18 protein-coding genes and 5 tRNA genes are annotated in these 17,357 nt (G+C 38.7%); 18 read left to right on the forward strand and 5 right to left on the reverse strand.

Annotation, left to right across the window (positions count from 1 at the left end; all coding sequences use genetic code 11):
• Nucleotides 1-78 precede the first annotated feature (78 nt).
• The 3 genes from H8S90_RS12675 to H8S90_RS12685 are packed head-to-tail and all read right to left on the reverse strand — an operon-like array spanning nucleotide 79 to nucleotide 2,760.
• Nucleotides 79-825 (reverse strand): LytTR family DNA-binding domain-containing protein, encoded by a 747-nt coding sequence (locus H8S90_RS12675; RefSeq protein WP_187338246.1) that lies wholly within the window; start codon nucleotides 823-825, stop codon nucleotides 79-81.
• Entirely contained in the window at nucleotides 822-1,850 is a 1,029-nt protein-coding gene (locus H8S90_RS12680; protein WP_255501595.1) for a sensor histidine kinase, read from the reverse strand. Before H8S90_RS12680 ends, H8S90_RS12675 begins: the two co-directional genes overlap by 4 nt.
• 22 nt (nucleotides 1,851-1,872) lie before the next feature.
• The gene (locus H8S90_RS12685) at nucleotides 1,873-2,760 is read right to left on the reverse strand and encodes a LiaF domain-containing protein (protein WP_187338248.1); all 888 of its coding nucleotides are present in this window, start codon (nucleotides 2,758-2,760) and stop codon (nucleotides 1,873-1,875) included.
• A gap of 193 nt (nucleotides 2,761-2,953) precedes the next feature.
• Between H8S90_RS12685 and H8S90_RS12690 the strand changes: the two genes are divergently transcribed.
• Nucleotides 2,954-5,116, forward strand: a complete 2,163-nt coding sequence (locus H8S90_RS12690) for a glucoamylase family protein (protein ID WP_187338249.1) — start codon at nucleotides 2,954-2,956, stop codon at nucleotides 5,114-5,116.
• A gap of 34 nt (nucleotides 5,117-5,150) precedes the next feature.
• Here the strand turns inward: H8S90_RS12690 and H8S90_RS12695 are convergent, their stop codons facing one another.
• Nucleotides 5,151-5,879 carry a DUF2490 domain-containing protein gene (locus tag H8S90_RS12695; RefSeq protein WP_187338250.1) on the reverse strand — a complete coding sequence of 243 codons (729 nt, stop codon included), beginning with the start codon at nucleotides 5,877-5,879 and terminating at the stop codon, nucleotides 5,151-5,153.
• Nucleotides 5,880-5,982: 103 nt separating this feature from the next.
• Here H8S90_RS12695 and H8S90_RS12700 point away from each other — a divergent pair, with 103 nt between their 5' ends.
• The 4 genes from H8S90_RS12700 (at nucleotide 5,983) to rpsU (ending at nucleotide 9,657) form a co-directional block, all read left to right on the forward strand.
• Entirely contained in the window at nucleotides 5,983-7,290 is a 1,308-nt protein-coding gene (locus H8S90_RS12700) for an MFS transporter (protein ID WP_187338251.1), read from the forward strand.
• Between the two features lie 77 nt (nucleotides 7,291-7,367).
• Nucleotides 7,368-8,210: a hypothetical protein gene (locus tag H8S90_RS12705; protein ID WP_187338252.1), complete on the forward strand. Its 843-nt coding sequence runs from the start codon at nucleotides 7,368-7,370 to the stop codon at nucleotides 8,208-8,210.
• Nucleotides 8,200-9,342, forward strand: a complete 1,143-nt coding sequence (locus H8S90_RS12710) for a DUF6588 family protein (RefSeq protein ID WP_187338253.1) — start codon at nucleotides 8,200-8,202, stop codon at nucleotides 9,340-9,342. Before H8S90_RS12705 ends, H8S90_RS12710 begins: the two co-directional genes overlap by 11 nt.
• Before the next feature lie 123 nt (nucleotides 9,343-9,465).
• Nucleotides 9,466-9,657: a 30S ribosomal protein S21 gene (rpsU, locus tag H8S90_RS12715; protein WP_187338254.1), complete on the forward strand. Its 192-nt coding sequence runs from the start codon at nucleotides 9,466-9,468 to the stop codon at nucleotides 9,655-9,657.
• Between the two features lie 118 nt (nucleotides 9,658-9,775).
• Here rpsU and H8S90_RS12720 read toward each other — a convergent pair whose 3' ends face one another.
• Nucleotides 9,776-10,858, reverse strand: coding sequence for a hypothetical protein (locus H8S90_RS12720; protein WP_187338255.1), 1,083 nt, complete (start codon nucleotides 10,856-10,858; stop codon nucleotides 9,776-9,778).
• Between the two features lie 131 nt (nucleotides 10,859-10,989).
• Between H8S90_RS12720 and H8S90_RS12725 the strand changes: the two genes are divergently transcribed.
• The 13 genes from H8S90_RS12725 (at nucleotide 10,990) to rplA (ending at nucleotide 17,356) form a co-directional block, all read left to right on the forward strand.
• Entirely contained in the window at nucleotides 10,990-11,700 is a 711-nt protein-coding gene (locus H8S90_RS12725) for an XRE family transcriptional regulator (protein WP_187338256.1), read from the forward strand.
• Between the two features lie 72 nt (nucleotides 11,701-11,772).
• Complete coding sequence (locus H8S90_RS12730; RefSeq protein ID WP_187338257.1) at nucleotides 11,773-12,654, forward strand: tyrosine-type recombinase/integrase; 882 nt, start codon at nucleotides 11,773-11,775, stop codon at nucleotides 12,652-12,654.
• A 14-nt stretch (nucleotides 12,655-12,668) separates the two neighbouring features.
• The gene (gene hpf, locus H8S90_RS12735) at nucleotides 12,669-13,019 is read left to right on the forward strand and encodes a ribosome hibernation-promoting factor, HPF/YfiA family (RefSeq protein WP_187338258.1); all 351 of its coding nucleotides are present in this window, start codon (nucleotides 12,669-12,671) and stop codon (nucleotides 13,017-13,019) included.
• 291 nt (nucleotides 13,020-13,310) lie between these two features.
• Nucleotides 13,311-13,383: transfer RNA gene (locus H8S90_RS12740), tRNA-Thr, on the forward strand.
• 7 nt (nucleotides 13,384-13,390) lie between these two features.
• A tRNA-Tyr gene (locus tag H8S90_RS12745) sits at nucleotides 13,391-13,474 on the forward strand.
• Nucleotides 13,475-13,557: 83 nt separating this feature from the next.
• A tRNA-Gly gene (locus H8S90_RS12750) sits at nucleotides 13,558-13,630 on the forward strand.
• Nucleotides 13,631-13,686: 56 nt separating this feature from the next.
• Nucleotides 13,687-13,758, forward strand: a tRNA-Thr gene (locus tag H8S90_RS12755).
• Nucleotides 13,759-13,818: 60 nt separating this feature from the next.
• The gene (gene tuf / locus H8S90_RS12760) at nucleotides 13,819-15,006 is read left to right on the forward strand and encodes an elongation factor Tu (RefSeq protein ID WP_187338259.1); all 1,188 of its coding nucleotides are present in this window, start codon (nucleotides 13,819-13,821) and stop codon (nucleotides 15,004-15,006) included.
• 59 nt (nucleotides 15,007-15,065) lie between these two features.
• Nucleotides 15,066-15,136 (forward strand) — tRNA-Trp (locus H8S90_RS12765).
• A gap of 82 nt (nucleotides 15,137-15,218) precedes the next feature.
• Nucleotides 15,219-15,413 (forward strand): preprotein translocase subunit SecE, encoded by a 195-nt coding sequence (secE, locus tag H8S90_RS12770; RefSeq protein ID WP_187338260.1) that lies wholly within the window; start codon nucleotides 15,219-15,221, stop codon nucleotides 15,411-15,413.
• Between the two features lie 20 nt (nucleotides 15,414-15,433).
• On the forward strand, nucleotides 15,434-15,979 hold the full coding sequence (gene nusG / locus H8S90_RS12775; RefSeq protein WP_187338261.1) for a transcription termination/antitermination protein NusG: 546 nt from the start codon (nucleotides 15,434-15,436) through the stop codon (nucleotides 15,977-15,979).
• Between the two features lie 211 nt (nucleotides 15,980-16,190).
• Entirely contained in the window at nucleotides 16,191-16,634 is a 444-nt protein-coding gene (rplK, locus tag H8S90_RS12780; RefSeq protein WP_187338262.1) for a 50S ribosomal protein L11, read from the forward strand.
• Between the two features lie 23 nt (nucleotides 16,635-16,657).
• Nucleotides 16,658-17,356 carry a 50S ribosomal protein L1 gene (rplA, locus tag H8S90_RS12785; RefSeq protein WP_187338263.1) on the forward strand — a complete coding sequence of 233 codons (699 nt, stop codon included), beginning with the start codon at nucleotides 16,658-16,660 and terminating at the stop codon, nucleotides 17,354-17,356.
• Nucleotide 17,357: the final 1 nt, after the last annotated feature.

The following is a 17,357-nucleotide window of genomic DNA, read 5'->3' on the forward strand; positions in this document are numbered from 1 at the left end:
TCGATGCTTATTTGTTGTGGTGTTCTGCCTATTATGGGTTTAATTTAGAAAAATAAAATTAAATAATGCCATGTCACCTCATAAACCTAGCGCCTGTTTCAGTCGGGCATAACCAGATTTACTCACATTTACTCGCATGTTGTTCGTTAGAATAGCGACATGACTGTCCTTTTCATAGGGTTCGAGCCGGGTAATGCTATCGATCTTTACAATAAAAGATCGGTGAATTCTAACAAAAATGTTAGGATCTAGCTCTTTTTCAAAGAATGCCATCGTTTTATTCTTAAGAAAAACACCATCGTCCGTGTGCAGCTTCACATAGTCGTCATCTGCTTCTAAACAAAAAATAGTTTCTATTGGAAGTACTTTAATTTTGCTTCCGGTTTTAACTACTACACGCTCTAACGCTTGTTGACTCGGCGGGAGATTATCCAATAACTTTTTCGTTTGTTCTTTATCTACCTGTGAAAGGTTTCGTTGGCTTAGGAATTTTGAAATGGCTTGGTCAAAGCGGGATTTACTGATAGGTTTAAGTAGATAATCGACAGCGTGTTTTTCGAAAGCTTTAATGGCATATTCATCGAAAGCAGTAGTAAAAATAACAGAAGGTTGCTCGTCTAATAGTTCGAGCATTTCAAAACCATTGATTTTTGGCATCTGAATATCTAAAAAAACAATATCGGGGCGATGCTGCATAATTGCTTTAGCCCCTTCGAATCCATCATTGCATTCTTCTACAATAGTAATTTCTTTATAATTAGCTAAATACTCGCTAATGATACTTCTTGCTAGGGGTTCATCATCAATCAAAATAGCTTTAATCATGTTTGTGGTATTTTAATATTGCTTGTAAAGATATGTGCTGTATGCTGAGTTTGCAACAAATCTGTCCTTCCAAACAATAAAAATAGTCTACGTTGTACTCCTCTTAAACCAAAACCTGTTCCTTTATGTGGTCGGTTACTCTCCTTGTCGAACGGGTTTTGAATAGCTATAAATAAACCGTTGTCTTCCTTTTTGGCTCTAATAGTAATCTGTACATTGCCGGTAGTGTCATAGAGACCGTACTTAATGGCATTTTCTACCAGTGGCTGCAAAATCATGGCTGGTAGTAGACAATGTTCGCAATCTTCAGGATAGTCTATAGTTGTTTCTAAACGATGACCAAAACGTACTTTCTCAATTTCCAGATAAAGTTTGAGATGCTCAATTTCATCTTTTAAAGGAATTAATTGTTGATCGTCCTTTCGAAGAGTTCCTCTTAAAAAGTCGGAAAGTTGGAAGGTCATATTTCGAGCTTCATCAGGTTTCCTGCCAATAAGAGCTATAATAGAGTTTAAACTATTAAATAGAAAGTGCGGTTGCAGTTGCTGTCGGAGATTATACAGTTCAGCTTCCCGTGCCAACTTCTCTGCATCCGTCTTGCGTTGTTCATTTTCTTTTTGATCGTGGAGTGTATTCCATAATACTTGCATGATTGCGACCCAGGCAATGATCAGGCTATTAGTACAGAAGCGTATCGGAAGTGATAAATCAAGAAAAGCAAGGTAAGATTTATCGTTAGCGATATATTGCATAACATAACGGTTTACCGTCAAGCTGATGGCCGCAAGAGATAATCCCCAGATAATGATGTAAAAATAACGCTCTTTACGAGGTTGATAATAATTTAAATTGTTGGCAATAATATAACATGCTGCTGTAATGGTTGTTGCGCTGATAAGACTATCAATGAGTGCGGGTTCGAGATTAAAACCGAACCACAGAAGTAGTCCTATTTGTATCATGAGGCTTCCGGCCCAAACAGCAACACAGCTTACGACAATAAGCTTTTGTTTTGAAGTTATCATGGGAGATGACGCCATTTTTTGCCTAAATACTTTTAACGGTAATGCCTCCAAAGATGGAAGTTCCTCTTATGATCAGATTTTTATGATTATCGACAGCGATATTGTTTACAAAACGTTTATCTTCTACTCCTCCAAATATTGCAGTCATTTCTGGATTTACTTTCCAATGAGCGGGTACGATAATAGTAGTTCCTCCAAAAATCTGAACAACCTCTAATATGACGGGTTGTTGAATATCTGCTTGCATGAGGTTGATATCCGCTCCACCCATAATATTGACTACATCACCACCTTTAAAGTTCTTTGAATAAATGTTTTTTTTGACTTGCCCGAAAACAGAAACAGAATCGATGAAGTCCTCTGGATATTTGTTCGAATAGTGTGTGCGCTTCTCATGAAAACCGTTAGACGTTGTTTCCTCTTCCGTTGGTTCATTAGCCAATGTTGGATCGTCTACTCTTTTATCCCAGTCCATTTCGTTACCATAGTTATGGTCGGTACCGTAGTTTGTATAGTCGTCTTTATCTTCGTTCAGTGGATCTCTCGGCGGATCGTTTGGGCTAAAATAGTTGTTGCGTTTGTTCCTGCCGGCAATTAACCAGCAACCGAGAATGATGATAAACATAGGCCAAAAAAATCGTCCCAAGCTAATGTCGGCTACTCGCTCAGTTAGAAAGAAACAGCCGATAAATATCAGAACAAAAGAAGCAGGCTTTTTAAAATTGTTTTTAGCACCAATAATTAGACCTATTACAATAAGCCACATAGGCCATGAGAACAACCAGTTGGGGAAATGAAACATAAAACCTAATGTTTTAGTCAACATCGAAAACCCAATGATAATAATAATCAGTCCTACCCAGATTCTGCCAGAGTTAGACTTACGTTGCGGACCTTTATAATCGTTCATATCTCTTTCTCTTTTAATTTCTGTAAAAGTAATAGAATCAAATGTTTTATCACTATAGTATTAGGTTGATACATATACTTTCTCGGTAAACGGCATTATTTTGCCGGCGAAATTAATAAACCCTATACTATTTTGACAGGTTGTATACATGGCTTGGTTTTTGCTCACTGCATAATTTGTTAAGATACACGTTATGAACAAAACATACTTTACTTTTTTTTTATTTATTAATTGTTTCCTTTTCCAAGCTAGGGGAGAGACCTACCCAGAAGTGCTTTTTGATAATAGCGTGATGCCCAAAAGCTATTTTTATTCGCAATCAACTTTTAGCGGCGATAGTTGGATTAATAGTATGAATGGGCATCTTCCAGTTTCAGATACTGTTTTTTTTACACCGGGGAATGCTTTGCTGCTGAATTATGTGTCAGGGACCGAAGGGCTATGGCAGGCAGAAATTAACTATAGAGGCGAATCAGGCTATTCATTTAATAAAAACGATATCCTTATCTTTAAAATTTTTGCAAGTGCAGACACTGAAGTAAATGAATTGCCAGGTATTCAGCTTAAGCAAGGAGAAAATCGATCGCAATTGATTAGTCTGCAGAAATACATTACTAATTATCAAGATAATACTTGGTTGTCTATCATGATTCCAGTAAAGGATATCGATAATCTGGACGAAAATGCTTCTATAACTAGCATCTTGTTTGAGCAAGAGAACAATGATGGTAAAGAGCATCATGTATTTATTGATCAAATTGAATTTTTACCTGCCAAAACACCTGAGATGAGACTCACAGGTAAAGCAATGCTCACTGCTGTTACCGCTTATGAAAGGCATGTAGATATTACATGGCAGCTACCATTGACTCCCAGTATTCGTTATATTAAAATATATCGATCAGAAGATAATGAAAATTTCACTCCAATTGCGATTAGACCAATCTATTTTGATAAGTATACTGATTTTGTTCCGAGAACAGATGTAAGCTATTATTATAAAATTGCCTGGGTAGACTATAAATATAGGGAATCTCCTTTTTCGGAAATAAAGAAAGCGGATACGAAACTTGCCTCTGACGATGAATTGTTGGAAGCTGTAGAGCGTGCGCACATTGCTTATTTTACAGCTGAGACGGAGTTCAACAGTGGAATGCATAAAGTAAATCCGTTAGTTAGCGATGCGCAAGTGTCGGTTAAAGGAACTGGTTTAGGCATTTTGACACAGATTATTGGTGCTGAAAGGCAGTTTGTTCCTCGACAGGTAGTGCTTGATCGACTAATAAAAATAGTTGATTTTCTGGGAAATGCTACTAAATATCATGGCGCTTTCCCGGAGCTATTAGATGGAAGAACTGGATCTCCCATTTCTGGTGATTCGTGTCAGATAGCTGCCGATTTAGAGTCGACCGCTTATTTAATGCAGGGGTTGCTGGTTTCACGGAATTATTTTGATCAAGATGAAGGCCTGGAGCAGGAATTAAGAGAGAAGGTTACGGCTTTATGGGAAGATGTTGATTGGAGAGTATTTAAAAAGGATGAAGAAAGTGTTCATTTGTACGACCAATGGTCGCCAGCATGTTTTTTTGATCATGCAAAACCTTTGGGAGGGTATAACGGCAGCTTTATAGCCTATCTTTTAGCAATAGCTTCCCCAAGTAGCAGTATGTCTACGGATATTTATTTTGACGGGTATAAGCAGCCGCTGGAGTACGTCGGTCCAGCTGTCGGACGATTTTCTTCATCGCCAATGGACACTATAGTTACCGATCAAGAGACGAAGCAAAGTCAGATTTTTAGAAAAGACACCTTTGGTGACGACAGTACTTATTACGGTATGAGCTTAAATGCAGGAAAACTATCCTCTTCACTGATTGATTTACAGCAACCTTTTTTAGCGTTCGACCCGCGGGGTAAAGTAGATAGCGGAGTTGATTATGAACGTAATCAAACAAATTTGGCCAATATTTTTTATCGTGCCGCCCTAGACAAAAGCGAGAAATTTGTTAGTCTCACAGATGTATTGTGGCCACAGACTACTAATGATTCTTTAATGTCTGCTAAGTTTAGCCCTTCGTCGGCAATTGCAACTTACCCCTTTACACCAACTATTGCCTTGGATGCCTTGAAGAACTATTATCGCAACCTCGGAGCATTCCTTTGGACTGAATATGGTTTTAGGGATGAATTTGATTTTAAGAATAATTGGGTTTCTGAAGATTTTAACGCTGTTAACCAGGCGGTCGTGCCGGTGATGCTCGAAAATGGGCGTACGGGGCTTATTTGGGATCTGTTTATGAAGGATCCGGATATAAGTAATGCAGCAACGAAATTGTTTGGAGATACTGAGGACTAGGCTGTCCATCTACCTAACCCCATGTTTTACTATTTTACAATCTGGTGTAAAATGCAATCTGGGCGATATGTGTAGATAAATTTGCTTGTGGAGATCGCCTTAAGATAAATTGATTCATATACCCTATTTCGAGATCGTACTTTGGTGAAAACCTATATCCAATTGATGCGTATGCTCTATTCTGGTCAAAAAAGCTTCCGTTAAGTGCTCCTTTATTCTGGACGTTGAAAAAAAGCTCGTTCTGTAAAGAGCAAAACATGCCATTGGTAAAACGCTCGTTTATAGGTGTTACAAGAGGAATGATCCCTCGAATAAAGTACCTTATCCGTTGGGAAAAAATAGTTTCGTCTGGTCTTTTTAAAAAACGTTGCTCAAATCTGAAACGGTGTTGTAAAAAAATATTGAAGATCTTGTCGTTGATTAGGTATTGTTCCCAGATGCGATGTTCTGTCAATCGTCGCTGTCCAGTATTTAGCTCATTTGTAACCAATGTTGTGGCATATCCTACGGATGCGGTTTGATGGTTTGCTATATAGTAATTGACGCCCGGCCTAATTAAAAGTAATGAATTGCTGTTCCAGTTTCTACCTCCCCGAAACTGAATGTCATTATTCATTCCCCATCGATTGTTGAATTTGACATTGTTGAACCATCCGGTCCAGTTTCCAAATTGGTTTTCTTGAGCATGACAATTGACAAAATTTAAGAATAATGTAGTAATACATAAAAAAAAATAGCGGTAAAATGTTAGGTTTGAAGACATCGTTACTTTTTGGTAATTACGTTAATGTTCTGACTGTTGTTTTAGGGGTGTTAAGATAAATAAAACTTGGCAGCTTGATGACTATAATATAACCTTTTTTAATATGAGTACTGTAAATAAGCATAAAATTTCAAAGCGAAGATTAAAAGCGATTTTTGGAGGATCTATTGGAAATCTGGTGGAGTGGTATGACTGGTATGCCTATTCTGCTTTTGCGCTATATTTTTCTGCTGCTTTTTTCCCCGAGAACAACTCTACTGCCCAACTACTTAATACCGCAGCAATATTCGCGGTAGGTTTTTTAATGCGACCGTTAGGCGGCTACGTTTTCGGAACAATTGCCGATAAATATGGGCGTAAAAAATCGATGACTTTGTCTGTTTTACTCATGTCGTTTGGCTCTTTACTTATTGCCTTTACGCCCACCTATCATCAGATTGGCCTGTTTGCGCCTGCAGTTTTACTTATTGCCCGATTATTACAAGGGCTTAGTGTAGGCGGAGAATATGGTGTTTCTGCTACCTATTTAACAGAAATGGCTACTCCGGACAGAAGAGGGTTTTACTCCAGTTTTCAGTATGTTACACTCATCGGGGGGCAACTGATTGCTTTGGGGGTTCAGCTGTTATTACAGCGCGTTTTGCTGAGTGACGCGGAAATATTGGCCTGGGGTTGGCGCATACCTTTTGTTATAGGGGCAGTGTTAGCAGTAGTTGCATTGTATTTACGTCGGCATCTCGATGAAACCAGAGCTTTCCAGTTGCAACAAAAGCAGGTAAATAACAGTGAGTCTTCTATAAAGCTGTTGTTAGAACATCCTAAAGCTGTCTTAACAGTTGTGGGGCTAACCTTGGGGGGGACGCTTGCTTTTTACACTTATTCGACTTATATGCAAAAATTTCTCGTCAACACTGTTCATTTATCAAGAGAAGAATCGACACTGATTTCTTTTTTGTCCTTGTTTATTTTTGCTTGTCTGCAGCCGGTTTTTGGATTACTATCCGATAGAATCGGAAGAAAACCACTATTGCTCGGTTTTGGCATACTAGGTGTTTTATGTACGGTGCCGTTACTTACGTTATTGCAGGAAACACAAGACGTATGGCAAGCTTTTTGGTTGTTGTTAACGGCTTTGATGATAGTGAGTGGTTATACCAGTATCAATGCTGTTGTGAAGGCAGAGCTCTTCCCTGCGCAAGTTCGTGCCTTAGGAGTAGGTCTGCCATATGCATTAACCGTGGCTATTTTTGGAGGATCTGCGGAATATGTGGCATTATGGTTTAAACATATAGGTCATGAATCATACTATTATTGGTATATAACAGCCTGCATTTTCTGTTCGCTACTCGTATACACGTTCATGAAGGATACTAAGGCGACCTCAAAGTTAAATGACGACCCGCACGGTTAAATAATAATATGATTATTGGTGTTGAAGGTTTTTGGTACGGAAGATGCGGGATTAATGGAAATTTTTAATCGTTGAGCATGATAAAAGTTGTTTACGCAGTGGGACTAATGATCTCCCTATTTATTCCTACTTCTTGTACAAGAAATACCCAATGTGATTTACTTACCTATACTTATCTTTTCCCTGAGCATATATTAGACGAGTTTGACTACATGAAGATTTATTTACATGAAGAAGACTTCACTATTGGTGAGAATGGTGTTTTAGGCGAGAATAATAATGGTTTCGTGAGTTTTGAGTTAACGGGTGATAATCAAGATTTGCCGTTTATCGATATACGGCGTACCGACGGAACTAATAGCTGGTCAAATCAAGCAGAAATAGTTAAGTTAGGACAGTCGGCTGTTAACTATGCCAGTTGTTTGACAGAAATAAATTATAGCGATCAAGAAGCATTGAACAAAGTTGTCAATTCGTCTCCTACTTATATGCACCTTGTATTAAACGATGCAGAGCAGGATGGAGGTAGTAAAACTTGGGAAATAGGCGAAGTATACGATGAAAATAGAAATAACGTTTCTGATAGGCCCGAATGGATTTGCATAAGAAACTTGCTCTTTACTTTTTTCAAGGGAGGTAAAGGGGCGGTCATTAAGATAGCTATTAAGGAAGGGGATACACCCTGTGGTGTGTTTAAGGAGCTATTTGGTGAGAGAATGGAGGCTTTTGCCACTTATTCGTTAGAAGGAGGTGCGCAGGACGAATTAAGGATTACCGCTCCGGCCGTTTCTGATGCACTAAAAGCTCAGCTAACTTTTAATGTAATGAGCACTGGATATGATGAGATAGAAATAAATCTCACTAATGGGGATAATCAATTAGGGTATGCACTGTTAACACCGGTTAGTGATGAAGAGTAAAGGAAAAATAGCTTTTTTTGTAAAGGTTAATGTATTGGTGTTATATGCGTTGTTCGGTTTTAAACACGTTTCCGGACAATCCTTGCAAGACTATGAAATACAGTTAAGAGACTTAGAGCGTTTTGGTAACAGTTATTTTGCAGCATACACTAATCTCTTTTCGTCGAATTTTGGTTTTTCGTTGAATCAGGGATGGCCGGGTGGGAGTATTCCTAAGAAATCAGGACATATTTCACTAAGCGTGGTGGGTAATACAGCGGTTATTCCTATAAATGATAATAATCGTTTTATCGCAACCAATCAGCTTTACCAAACTCCTGGCGTAAGCACATCGCTGTTAACACCCAGTTTGTTTACGGATGCTGACGGTGGAAATATCGGTTTTTATTTGTTAGATCCTAGTACGAACAACCGTTTAGTTAATCCGATAAATGGCGACTATTTAAGGGCTAATTTTAATATGATGGATGGGTTGGGTACAAATGTTGGTGTTACTCCCTTTCTGATGCCTCAATTAAGCGTTAGTTTGGGGAAGAGTACCGAAATTCTATTAAGAGCCCTTCCTTTATCGTTAGTCTCCGATAACGGGCGCATTGGGGTTTCCGCTTGGGGTGGAGCTGTGCGGCATGAGTTGTCACAATGGTTTGCGGCAAATGATGATCCTGCTTTCTCCGTTAATATTTTATTTTCTTATATGAAGAATAGAGTAGATTTTACACCGAATGGCGAGCGGTTTCTTACCTTTAATAATGAGTATTTTAATACCGAGGGAACGAAAGTGGTATTATCTCATGAAACACATACCAAGCAGGCCTTAATGTTTTTCAACTATAAACTTCCAAAACTGATTCAAATTTATGCGCATGGAGGAGTTATTGATCAGCGCAGTAATTTAGGCAGTGATGGCATCTTTAGGTTAAATATAAAAAATGAATTTATTAGTGATGTAGTGGATGACGGGCATATCGAGTTTTCTAATCTATTTTCCTCTAAGCTTACCAATACCGTACCTGCCGGAGGTGTAGGCCTTCTGCTTGGAAGAGGCTTTCTTCAGACTGAGGCACAATATACCTATGCCAATACACATATTGCTTCCTTAGCCTTACGCATTAATCTTTTTAAAGGCGATTAATCTTATTCCTTTATGATATTTGGAGGATTACGAATTACTGGAGTTATATTTTTTTATATTGAATAATATTACGTACCTTTGTTGTCCCAAAAAGAAAAAAAGAAAGGGGGTATATAAAAGAATATGATTATCGTAAATGTAAAAGATGGTGAGTCGTTAGATAAAGCCTTGAAACGTTTTAAGAAGAAATTTGAGAAAACAGGAGTGTTAAGAGAGCTTCGTTCGCGCCAGGCTTACGAGAAAAAATCTGTTGCCCGCCGTACTCAAATTAAAAAAGCTATCTACAAGCAATCGTTGAACCAGGATACGGTCTAGTTTATAGATATTTATTATACAAAAAAGCCATTCGCACACAATTGCGAATGGCTTTTTTTTACAGCTTCAGAAAATAAAATCATTGAGAATTAATAGAAATTATCAGATCTGTGGTGATTTAGACTTCTTGCCATCCTATGCGATCTTCTTGTGGCCAATGCTTGGTTTCGTCATCGGCTAAGTCCAGAAGTTCAAAGAAAGTGTCCATCTGATAGATAAAGGTTCGTATTTCGCCTTCATAGGATGGCATTCCGGTCTGAAAAATATATTCTAAATATCCCATATAGACCCTTCTATAATTTCTGGCCAAAAATTTAGGATGAAATGTTTCAAAATAAGTAAGAAGTTTTTTTTCTAATCTTTCCGTGAGCATGATGGGGCTGTATAAAAAGGTGTTTTCCTGCTCTTCGAGATGTACCCAGTAGGTGTTGAGATATTCGATAAGATCTTTTGTAAAGTTATCGTCTTCCAAAGAAAGGAGGGGGACGGCCGTATTTGGTCCGGTTTCCATATCGGGTGCTTGCTCATTAACAATGGGCGTGTGTTCTATATCAGTATTCGACACTGTTTCCGTTGTTTCTTTTTTGGAGTGCGTCAATTCAGCAATCAGAAAAATAGCTTCCGCCATTTTTTCTAAGTATTCCGTAAGGGGGATGAGTTCGCGACTGAACTGGGTGGATCCATAAGCTATGCTCTCATCGATATATGCGTATGATAAAATATCATCTAAAATTTCTCTCCATTCACTCATATCGGCATATACGAAAAAGACCCTTAAAAATAATCGGATATCGTTTATTTCTTCATTTTCGAGCTTTCGGTAATATCTTGCAGCGCTGTTTATTCTTGTCTCCAAATCAATGCCGTCTCTTTTCCATTTTGTTGTCTGATAAAGAGGGTGGTTTTCATCGATAGCGAATTCTGGTGATGCTTGATGATGGAGTACCCATAATGCTTCAATTGCCTCGATAATTTTTCTATGATTATAGACGTATTCGTCGGAATTTAAGTGGAACTTACCATTATTGTCGGTTTTTCTTGTGCCTGCTGCAGCAACAAGTGTAGTGATGTCTTGACGAAACAGTTCGATGGCTGTTTCTGTAAAGCAAAACTGCTGGATAAATAGCAGAGGGTTTTGAATAGCATTTCCTTGTAAATAACGAAAATGCGTTGTCTGGATTTCTTGATTAAGGTTTTCCATAATTTTGAGTAAAAAAATGAACAATGTGCGTTTTTGAATGCTCTAGGTTATTTGTATCTTGCCTATCACATGATACGAACAAATATAGTATCATTTTATATAAATAAAAATATTATTTGATAATAATTGATATGATTGATAAATTGGATAGAGCGAAGCTCGGTTCATTGTTTAAAGAGCTGCGTTTGCTTAAAAATATGACGTTAGAGCAATTTTATGGAGATATTACAACGCATGTCAATAATTTATCTGCCATTGAAAATGGTGGGAGGGTAATAGGGAAGAGGTTGGCAAAAGATATTATAAATTATCATAATATAAGTTTTAAATGGTTGTCGGAAAAGGAAGGCAAGCCTTTTTTATCCAATGTTCCTTATCAAATATATAAACAGGAGAGAAATATTACCCGACTGAGGCAAGAACCTTCGGAGGGAGAAGTGCCTTATTATCATCTTCAGTTATCGGAAATGGTGTTTGACGGGCCGGAAGCATTCCAGGAAGCGCCGGAGTTTTATGTTAATTTTCGTCCGTTTAATGATTGCACAGCTTATTTACCTATCTATGGTGATAGTATGTATCCGAAGTTTGCAAGCGGAGAAATTATAGCCATTAAGGAAGTAATAAATCAGGAGGTAATCCTGTGGGGAGAAGCCTACCTTGTTGTAACTAATAAATTAGCTAATAATATGGTAACTTTAAAACTCCTTTATGAACATGAAGAGTCAGACAAGCTGATTCTAAGGGCTTCAAATCCAAACTTTAAAGGAGATACAGTGATAGACAAACGAGCCATTTCGAAATTATTTATTGTAAAGGGTAAGATTACGAGAAATCAATTGTAACTTGGGGTGCCTGTTTCAGCAGCGTAATTGATTAGATGATCATGCGATTTTTAATGATAAATAGACGCAAAGATGTATTTGGATAAGTTCATTTCTTTTTTAACGTTCGAGAAGCGTTATTCTGCTCATACTGTGAAAGCTTATGAGAAAGATATATCCATGTATTTAGAATTCTGGAAGATGGAAGGGATTGGCTTTGACGAATTGACACACAAAGATGTGCGGTTTTATCTTTCAGGACTTATGGAGAATAAGTTAGGAGCCTCTTCTGTTAATAGAATATTATCTTCTTTACGGACATACTACAAATTTTTACAGCGGGAGGGGCTTCATGAAGAGAATCCAATGCTGCTGTTGAAGGCGGTGAAAACCCCAAAAAAATTACCGGTAGTTGTTGAAGAGGGAAAGATGGACGTGTTGTTGGCAGATGATGTTTTTTTTGCGAAAAATTTTGAAGGGATAAGAGACCGTTTAATTATAGAATTGCTTTTTGGAACAGGCATGCGTCTTTCTGAATTAGTGCACCTAAAGGAAGAAGACGTGGATCTTTATCAGCGTACCATCCGTATTTTAGGTAAGCGGAATAAGGAGCGTATCGTGCCATTGTTGGAAGGTTTAGAAAAACTGATCAGCGCGTATTTATTATCAAAAAAAAATGAGAAATTTGATAACAATTGTTTAACTTTAGTCGTTACTAAAAAAGGTAAGCCAGTCTATCCAGGACTTGTTTATCGGGTAGTAACGAATTATCTGTCGCTGATAACTTCACAGCAAAAAAAGAGCCCTCACGTGTTAAGGCACAGCTTTGCTACTGCTTTATTAAACCGGGGTGCTGATTTGAATGCTATAAAGGAGCTGTTGGGCCACGCGAATTTGGTAGCCACACAGGTGTATACACACAATTCAGTTGAACGATTAAAATCTATTTACAAACAAGCTCATCCCAAAGCTTAAAAAAGGAGGAAATTATGAACATTACCACGCAATCAATTCAATTTAAAGCTGACAAGAAATTGATAGACTTTATTCAACGTCGTGTGGACAAATTGGACCAGTTTTTTGACCAGATAATAGCTGGAGAATGTTATCTGAAACTGGAAAATGTTGAAGATGAAGCTAATAAAATAACGGAGTTTAAGCTTAACATACCTGGAAATCAGCTTTTCGCTAAAGGTCGGGCAAAAAGTTTTGAAGAAGCTACAGATTTAGCGATAGAGTCATTGCGTAGGCAGGTAAATAAACATAAGACGAAAACGCGAACGAAGGTAAGCCATCATAAAGAAGTACTAGTGGAAGCTCAACAAGAAGCTTTTGGTTAGCTAGAGCATACAGGAAAGGCCCCTCAAGGAAGCTATTTTCTTGAGGGGCTTTTCTTTTGAAGGGAATCTCATTTGGTGAACTGAGACAGGAGCTTTTAACAAAAAAATAGTAGACTGATAAACAAGGTATTTGCGCTTTATAAGCTTTTTTTGCAACAATTATTTTCACTTTTTTTTTGAATTAATACTTTCTTGTCTATCTTTGCAGTCCCAAAGGGAACACAGGGGATGCGAGGGAGTAGGAAATGGTGTTCTAGTAGGGTAGAGCGTTCTTTATATAAGTGTAAATTTGCCTCCTTAGCTCAGCTGGTAGAGCAACTGACTTGTAATCAGTAGGTCGCTGGTTCGATCCCGGCAGGGGGCTCAATGTTGGGGGGATTCCAGAGCGGTCAAATGGGACGGACTGTAAATCCGTTGCTTCGGCTTCGAAGGTTCGAATCCTTCTCCCCCCACCACTTTTAAAATAAGTTTCACAAGTGAACTTATGGCGGTTTTATACCTGCGTGAACGTAGGTAGTGTAGGAAATCAAAATAACAAGCGGAAGTAGCTCAATTGGTAGAGCGATAGCCTTCCAAGCTATAGGTTGCGGGTTCGAGACCCGTCTTCCGCTCTTGAAATTAAAGAGTTAAAACCGTTATCGGCTTTAGCTTTTTGTTGTTCAAACAAGCCGATGTAGCTCAGCGGTAGAGCACTTCCTTGGTAAGGAAGAGGTCATGGGTTCAAGTCCCATCATTGGCTCGTAAGTGTAAATAATAAAAACCAAAAAAATAAAAATTAACTTACTAATTCACATACAAAATGGCAAAAGAGAAATTTGACCGCAGTAAACCACACTTAAATATTGGTACAATCGGTCACGTTGACCACGGTAAAACCACTACAACTGCTGCTATCACTAAAGTATTGGCTGATGCAGGTTTATCAGAAGCTCGCTCATTTGATTCGATTGACTCAGCTCCTGAAGAAAAAGAACGTGGTATCACTATCAATACAGCACACGTTGAATACTCAACTGCAAACCGTCACTATGCTCACGTTGACTGTCCAGGTCACGCTGACTATGTGAAAAACATGGTTACTGGTGCTGCGCAGATGGACGGAGCTATTATCGTGGTAGCTGCAACAGACGGACCAATGCCTCAAACACGCGAGCACATTTTGTTGGCTCGCCAGGTAGGTGTTCCCGCACTTGTAGTTTTTATGAATAAAACAGACTTAGTTGATGATCCTGAATTGTTAGACTTAGTTGAAATGGAAGTTCGTGAATTATTATCATTCTACGAATATCCAGGTGATGATATTCCTGTAATCAAAGGATCTGCACTTGGCGCATTGAATGGAGAGCAACAGTGGGTGGATAAAATTATGGAGTTGATGGATGCTGTAGATAATCACATCCCTATTCCTCCACGTTTGACTGATTTGCCTTTCTTGATGCCTATCGAAGACGTGTTCTCAATTACCGGTCGTGGTACAGTTGCTACAGGTCGTATTGAGCGTGGTGTGATCAATAGTGGTGATCCTGTTGAGATCTTAGGAATGGGTGCAGAGAACTTGAAATCTACCGTAACTGGAGTTGAGATGTTCCGCAAGATCTTAGATTATGGAGAAGCCGGGGATAACGTAGGTTTGTTATTACGTGGTATTGAGAAAACGGATATCCGTCGTGGTATGGTAATCTGTAAACCAGGTAGCGTAACTCCTCACACAGAATTTAAAGCTGAAGTTTACGTTTTATCGAAAGCTGAAGGTGGTCGTCATACGCCGTTTTTCAACAAATATCGCCCACAGTTCTATTTCCGTACCACTGATGTAACTGGAGAAATCACGTTACAGGAAGGTGTAGAAATGGTTATGCCTGGTGATAACGTTACTATTAATGTGAAGTTGATTAACGCGATTGCTATGGAAAAAGGTCTACGTTTCGCTATCCGTGAGGGTGGTAGAACCGTAGGTGCTGGTCAGGTTACTGAAATTGTAGCTTAATCCACGCATAGATATAACTAATTAGCTGACTGGTTATTGGCCAGTTAGCTAATTGTCTTACGGGCATAGTTCAATGGTAGAATAGAGGTCTCCAAAACCTTTGATCAGGGTTCGAATCCTTGTGCCCGTGCAAAATAATAACCGGTAGGCCGTTGGCTATAAACGTCGACAGTAGGCCGCAGAAGTCGAAGAAATATATCTCATAACTCACAATGGCAAACGTACTTGATTTTATAAAAGACTCTTATCACGAGATGACTCAGAAAGTTTCTTGGCCGACTTGGCCGGAGCTACAGAACTCTGCTGTGATTGTACTTATTGCATCGATTATCATTGCGCTCATTGTGTTGGCAATGGATCAATCATCAAGTGCGATATTGAAACTCATTTACGGTACAGCAGCCTAAAAATCAAGGAGGATTATAGAATGGCAGATCAGCAATTGAAATGGTACGTTGTACGCGCCGTTAGCGGTAAAGAAAAAAAAGTTAAACAATATATTGAAGCGGAAATCAATCGCTTAGGTATTAATCATTTGGTTCCACAGGTATTGATTCCGATGGAAAAATATTTCCAAATGCGTGAAGGGAAAAAGATAGCGAAAGAGCGAAATTATTACCCTGGTTATGTGCTACTTGAGGCTGCGCTTGACGGTGAGCTAGAGCACATTATCAAAAATATAAATAGCGTAATTGGCTTTTTAGGTGATAAGGCCGGAAATGCAATTCCTTTGCGTCAGACCGAAGTTAATAGAATACTTGGTACAGTTGATGAGATGAGCGAACAAGGAGAGATGATGAATGTACCGTATTATGTTGGAGAGGCAGTGAAGGTTACCGATGGACCTTTTAATGGTTTCTCTGGCGAGATTGAGGAAGTTAACGAGGAGAAAAAGAAACTGAAGGTGATGGTAAAGGTCTTTGGACGGAAAACACCATTGGAGCTGAATTACATGCAGGTGGAGAAAGAGTAGTGCAGTTTTTATAGATCTTTTTTAACATAGCAATAAGATAATACAACAAAATTCAGATTATTACAGTTTTTCTTGTAATCTTCTGAATTTTGTTGTATTTTTGCGCACTCTTTCAAAGAGTGTTGCATCTTGTAAATGCAAACAATAAATGTTACGTTATATTGCTTCCAACTTACTAACAAACATTTAGTAATTAAATTAAAATCGAAAAATGGCAAAAGAAGTCAGTGCGTTAGTGAAATTACAGGTGAAAGGTGGCGCAGCTAACCCATCGCCTCCCGTAGGACCGGCATTAGGTGCAAAAGGGGTGAACATCATGGAATTTTGCAAGCAGTTCAATGCACGTACCCAAGACAAGCCAGGTAAAGTATTACCCGTTGTTATTACGGTGTATGCAGATAAGTCTTTCGATTTTATCATTAAGACCCCTCCGGTTGCTGTTCAATTAATTGAGGTTTCTGGATTAAAAGGTGGGTCTGGCGAGCCTAACCGTAAAAAGGTTGGTAAAGTTACCTGGGAACAGGTTGAAAATATCGCTAAGGATAAAATGACCGACTTGAATGCATTTACCATTGAATCGGCCATGAAAATGGTTGCTGGGACAGCGCGTAGTATGGGTATCACTGTAAGTGGTGATGCACCCTGGAACAATTAATTAACAGAAATCAGTTTAAGAAAGTGGCTAGATTAACAAAAAATCAAAAGGCGGCACTATCCAAAATTGAAGCTGGTAAAGCATATTCTTTACAAGAGGCGTCAGCCTTAGTGAAGGAGATTACCAACGCTAAGTTTGACGCGTCCGTAGACGTCGATGTCCGTTTGGGCGTTGATCCGCGGAAAGCAAATCAAATGGTTCGTGGTATTGCTACTTTGCCTCATGGAACCGGTAAGACCGTGCGTGTTTTAGTTTTATGTACTCCAGATAAGGAGGAAGAAGCTAAAGCAGCTGGTGCGGATTACGTAGGTTTAGATGAGTATATCAGTAAAATAGAAGGTGGGTGGACCGATGTTGATATCATTATTACCATGCCTAGTGTGATGGCAAAGGTAGGTCGGCTTGGTCGTATTTTGGGACCTCGCAACCTTATGCCGAATCCAAAGTCAGGAACAGTAACTCAAGATGTTGGGAAAGCTGTTACTGATGTCAAAGGCGGTAAAATTGATTTCAAGGTTGACAAAACCGGTATCATTCACGCTTCAGTTGGTAAAGTGTCGTTCGAAGCAGATAAAATTTATGAGAATGCTTTAGAAGTAATACAAACTATTTCTAAACTTAAGCCTTCTGCAGCGAAAGGAACATATTTTAAGAGTATCCATATCTCTTCAACAATGAGTCCGGGTATTCAGGTAGAAACTAAATCAGTAGCGGGGATTTAAT

This window comes from Olivibacter sp. SDN3 (assembly GCF_014334135.1).
Lineage (GTDB): Bacteria > Bacteroidota > Bacteroidia > Sphingobacteriales > Sphingobacteriaceae > Olivibacter.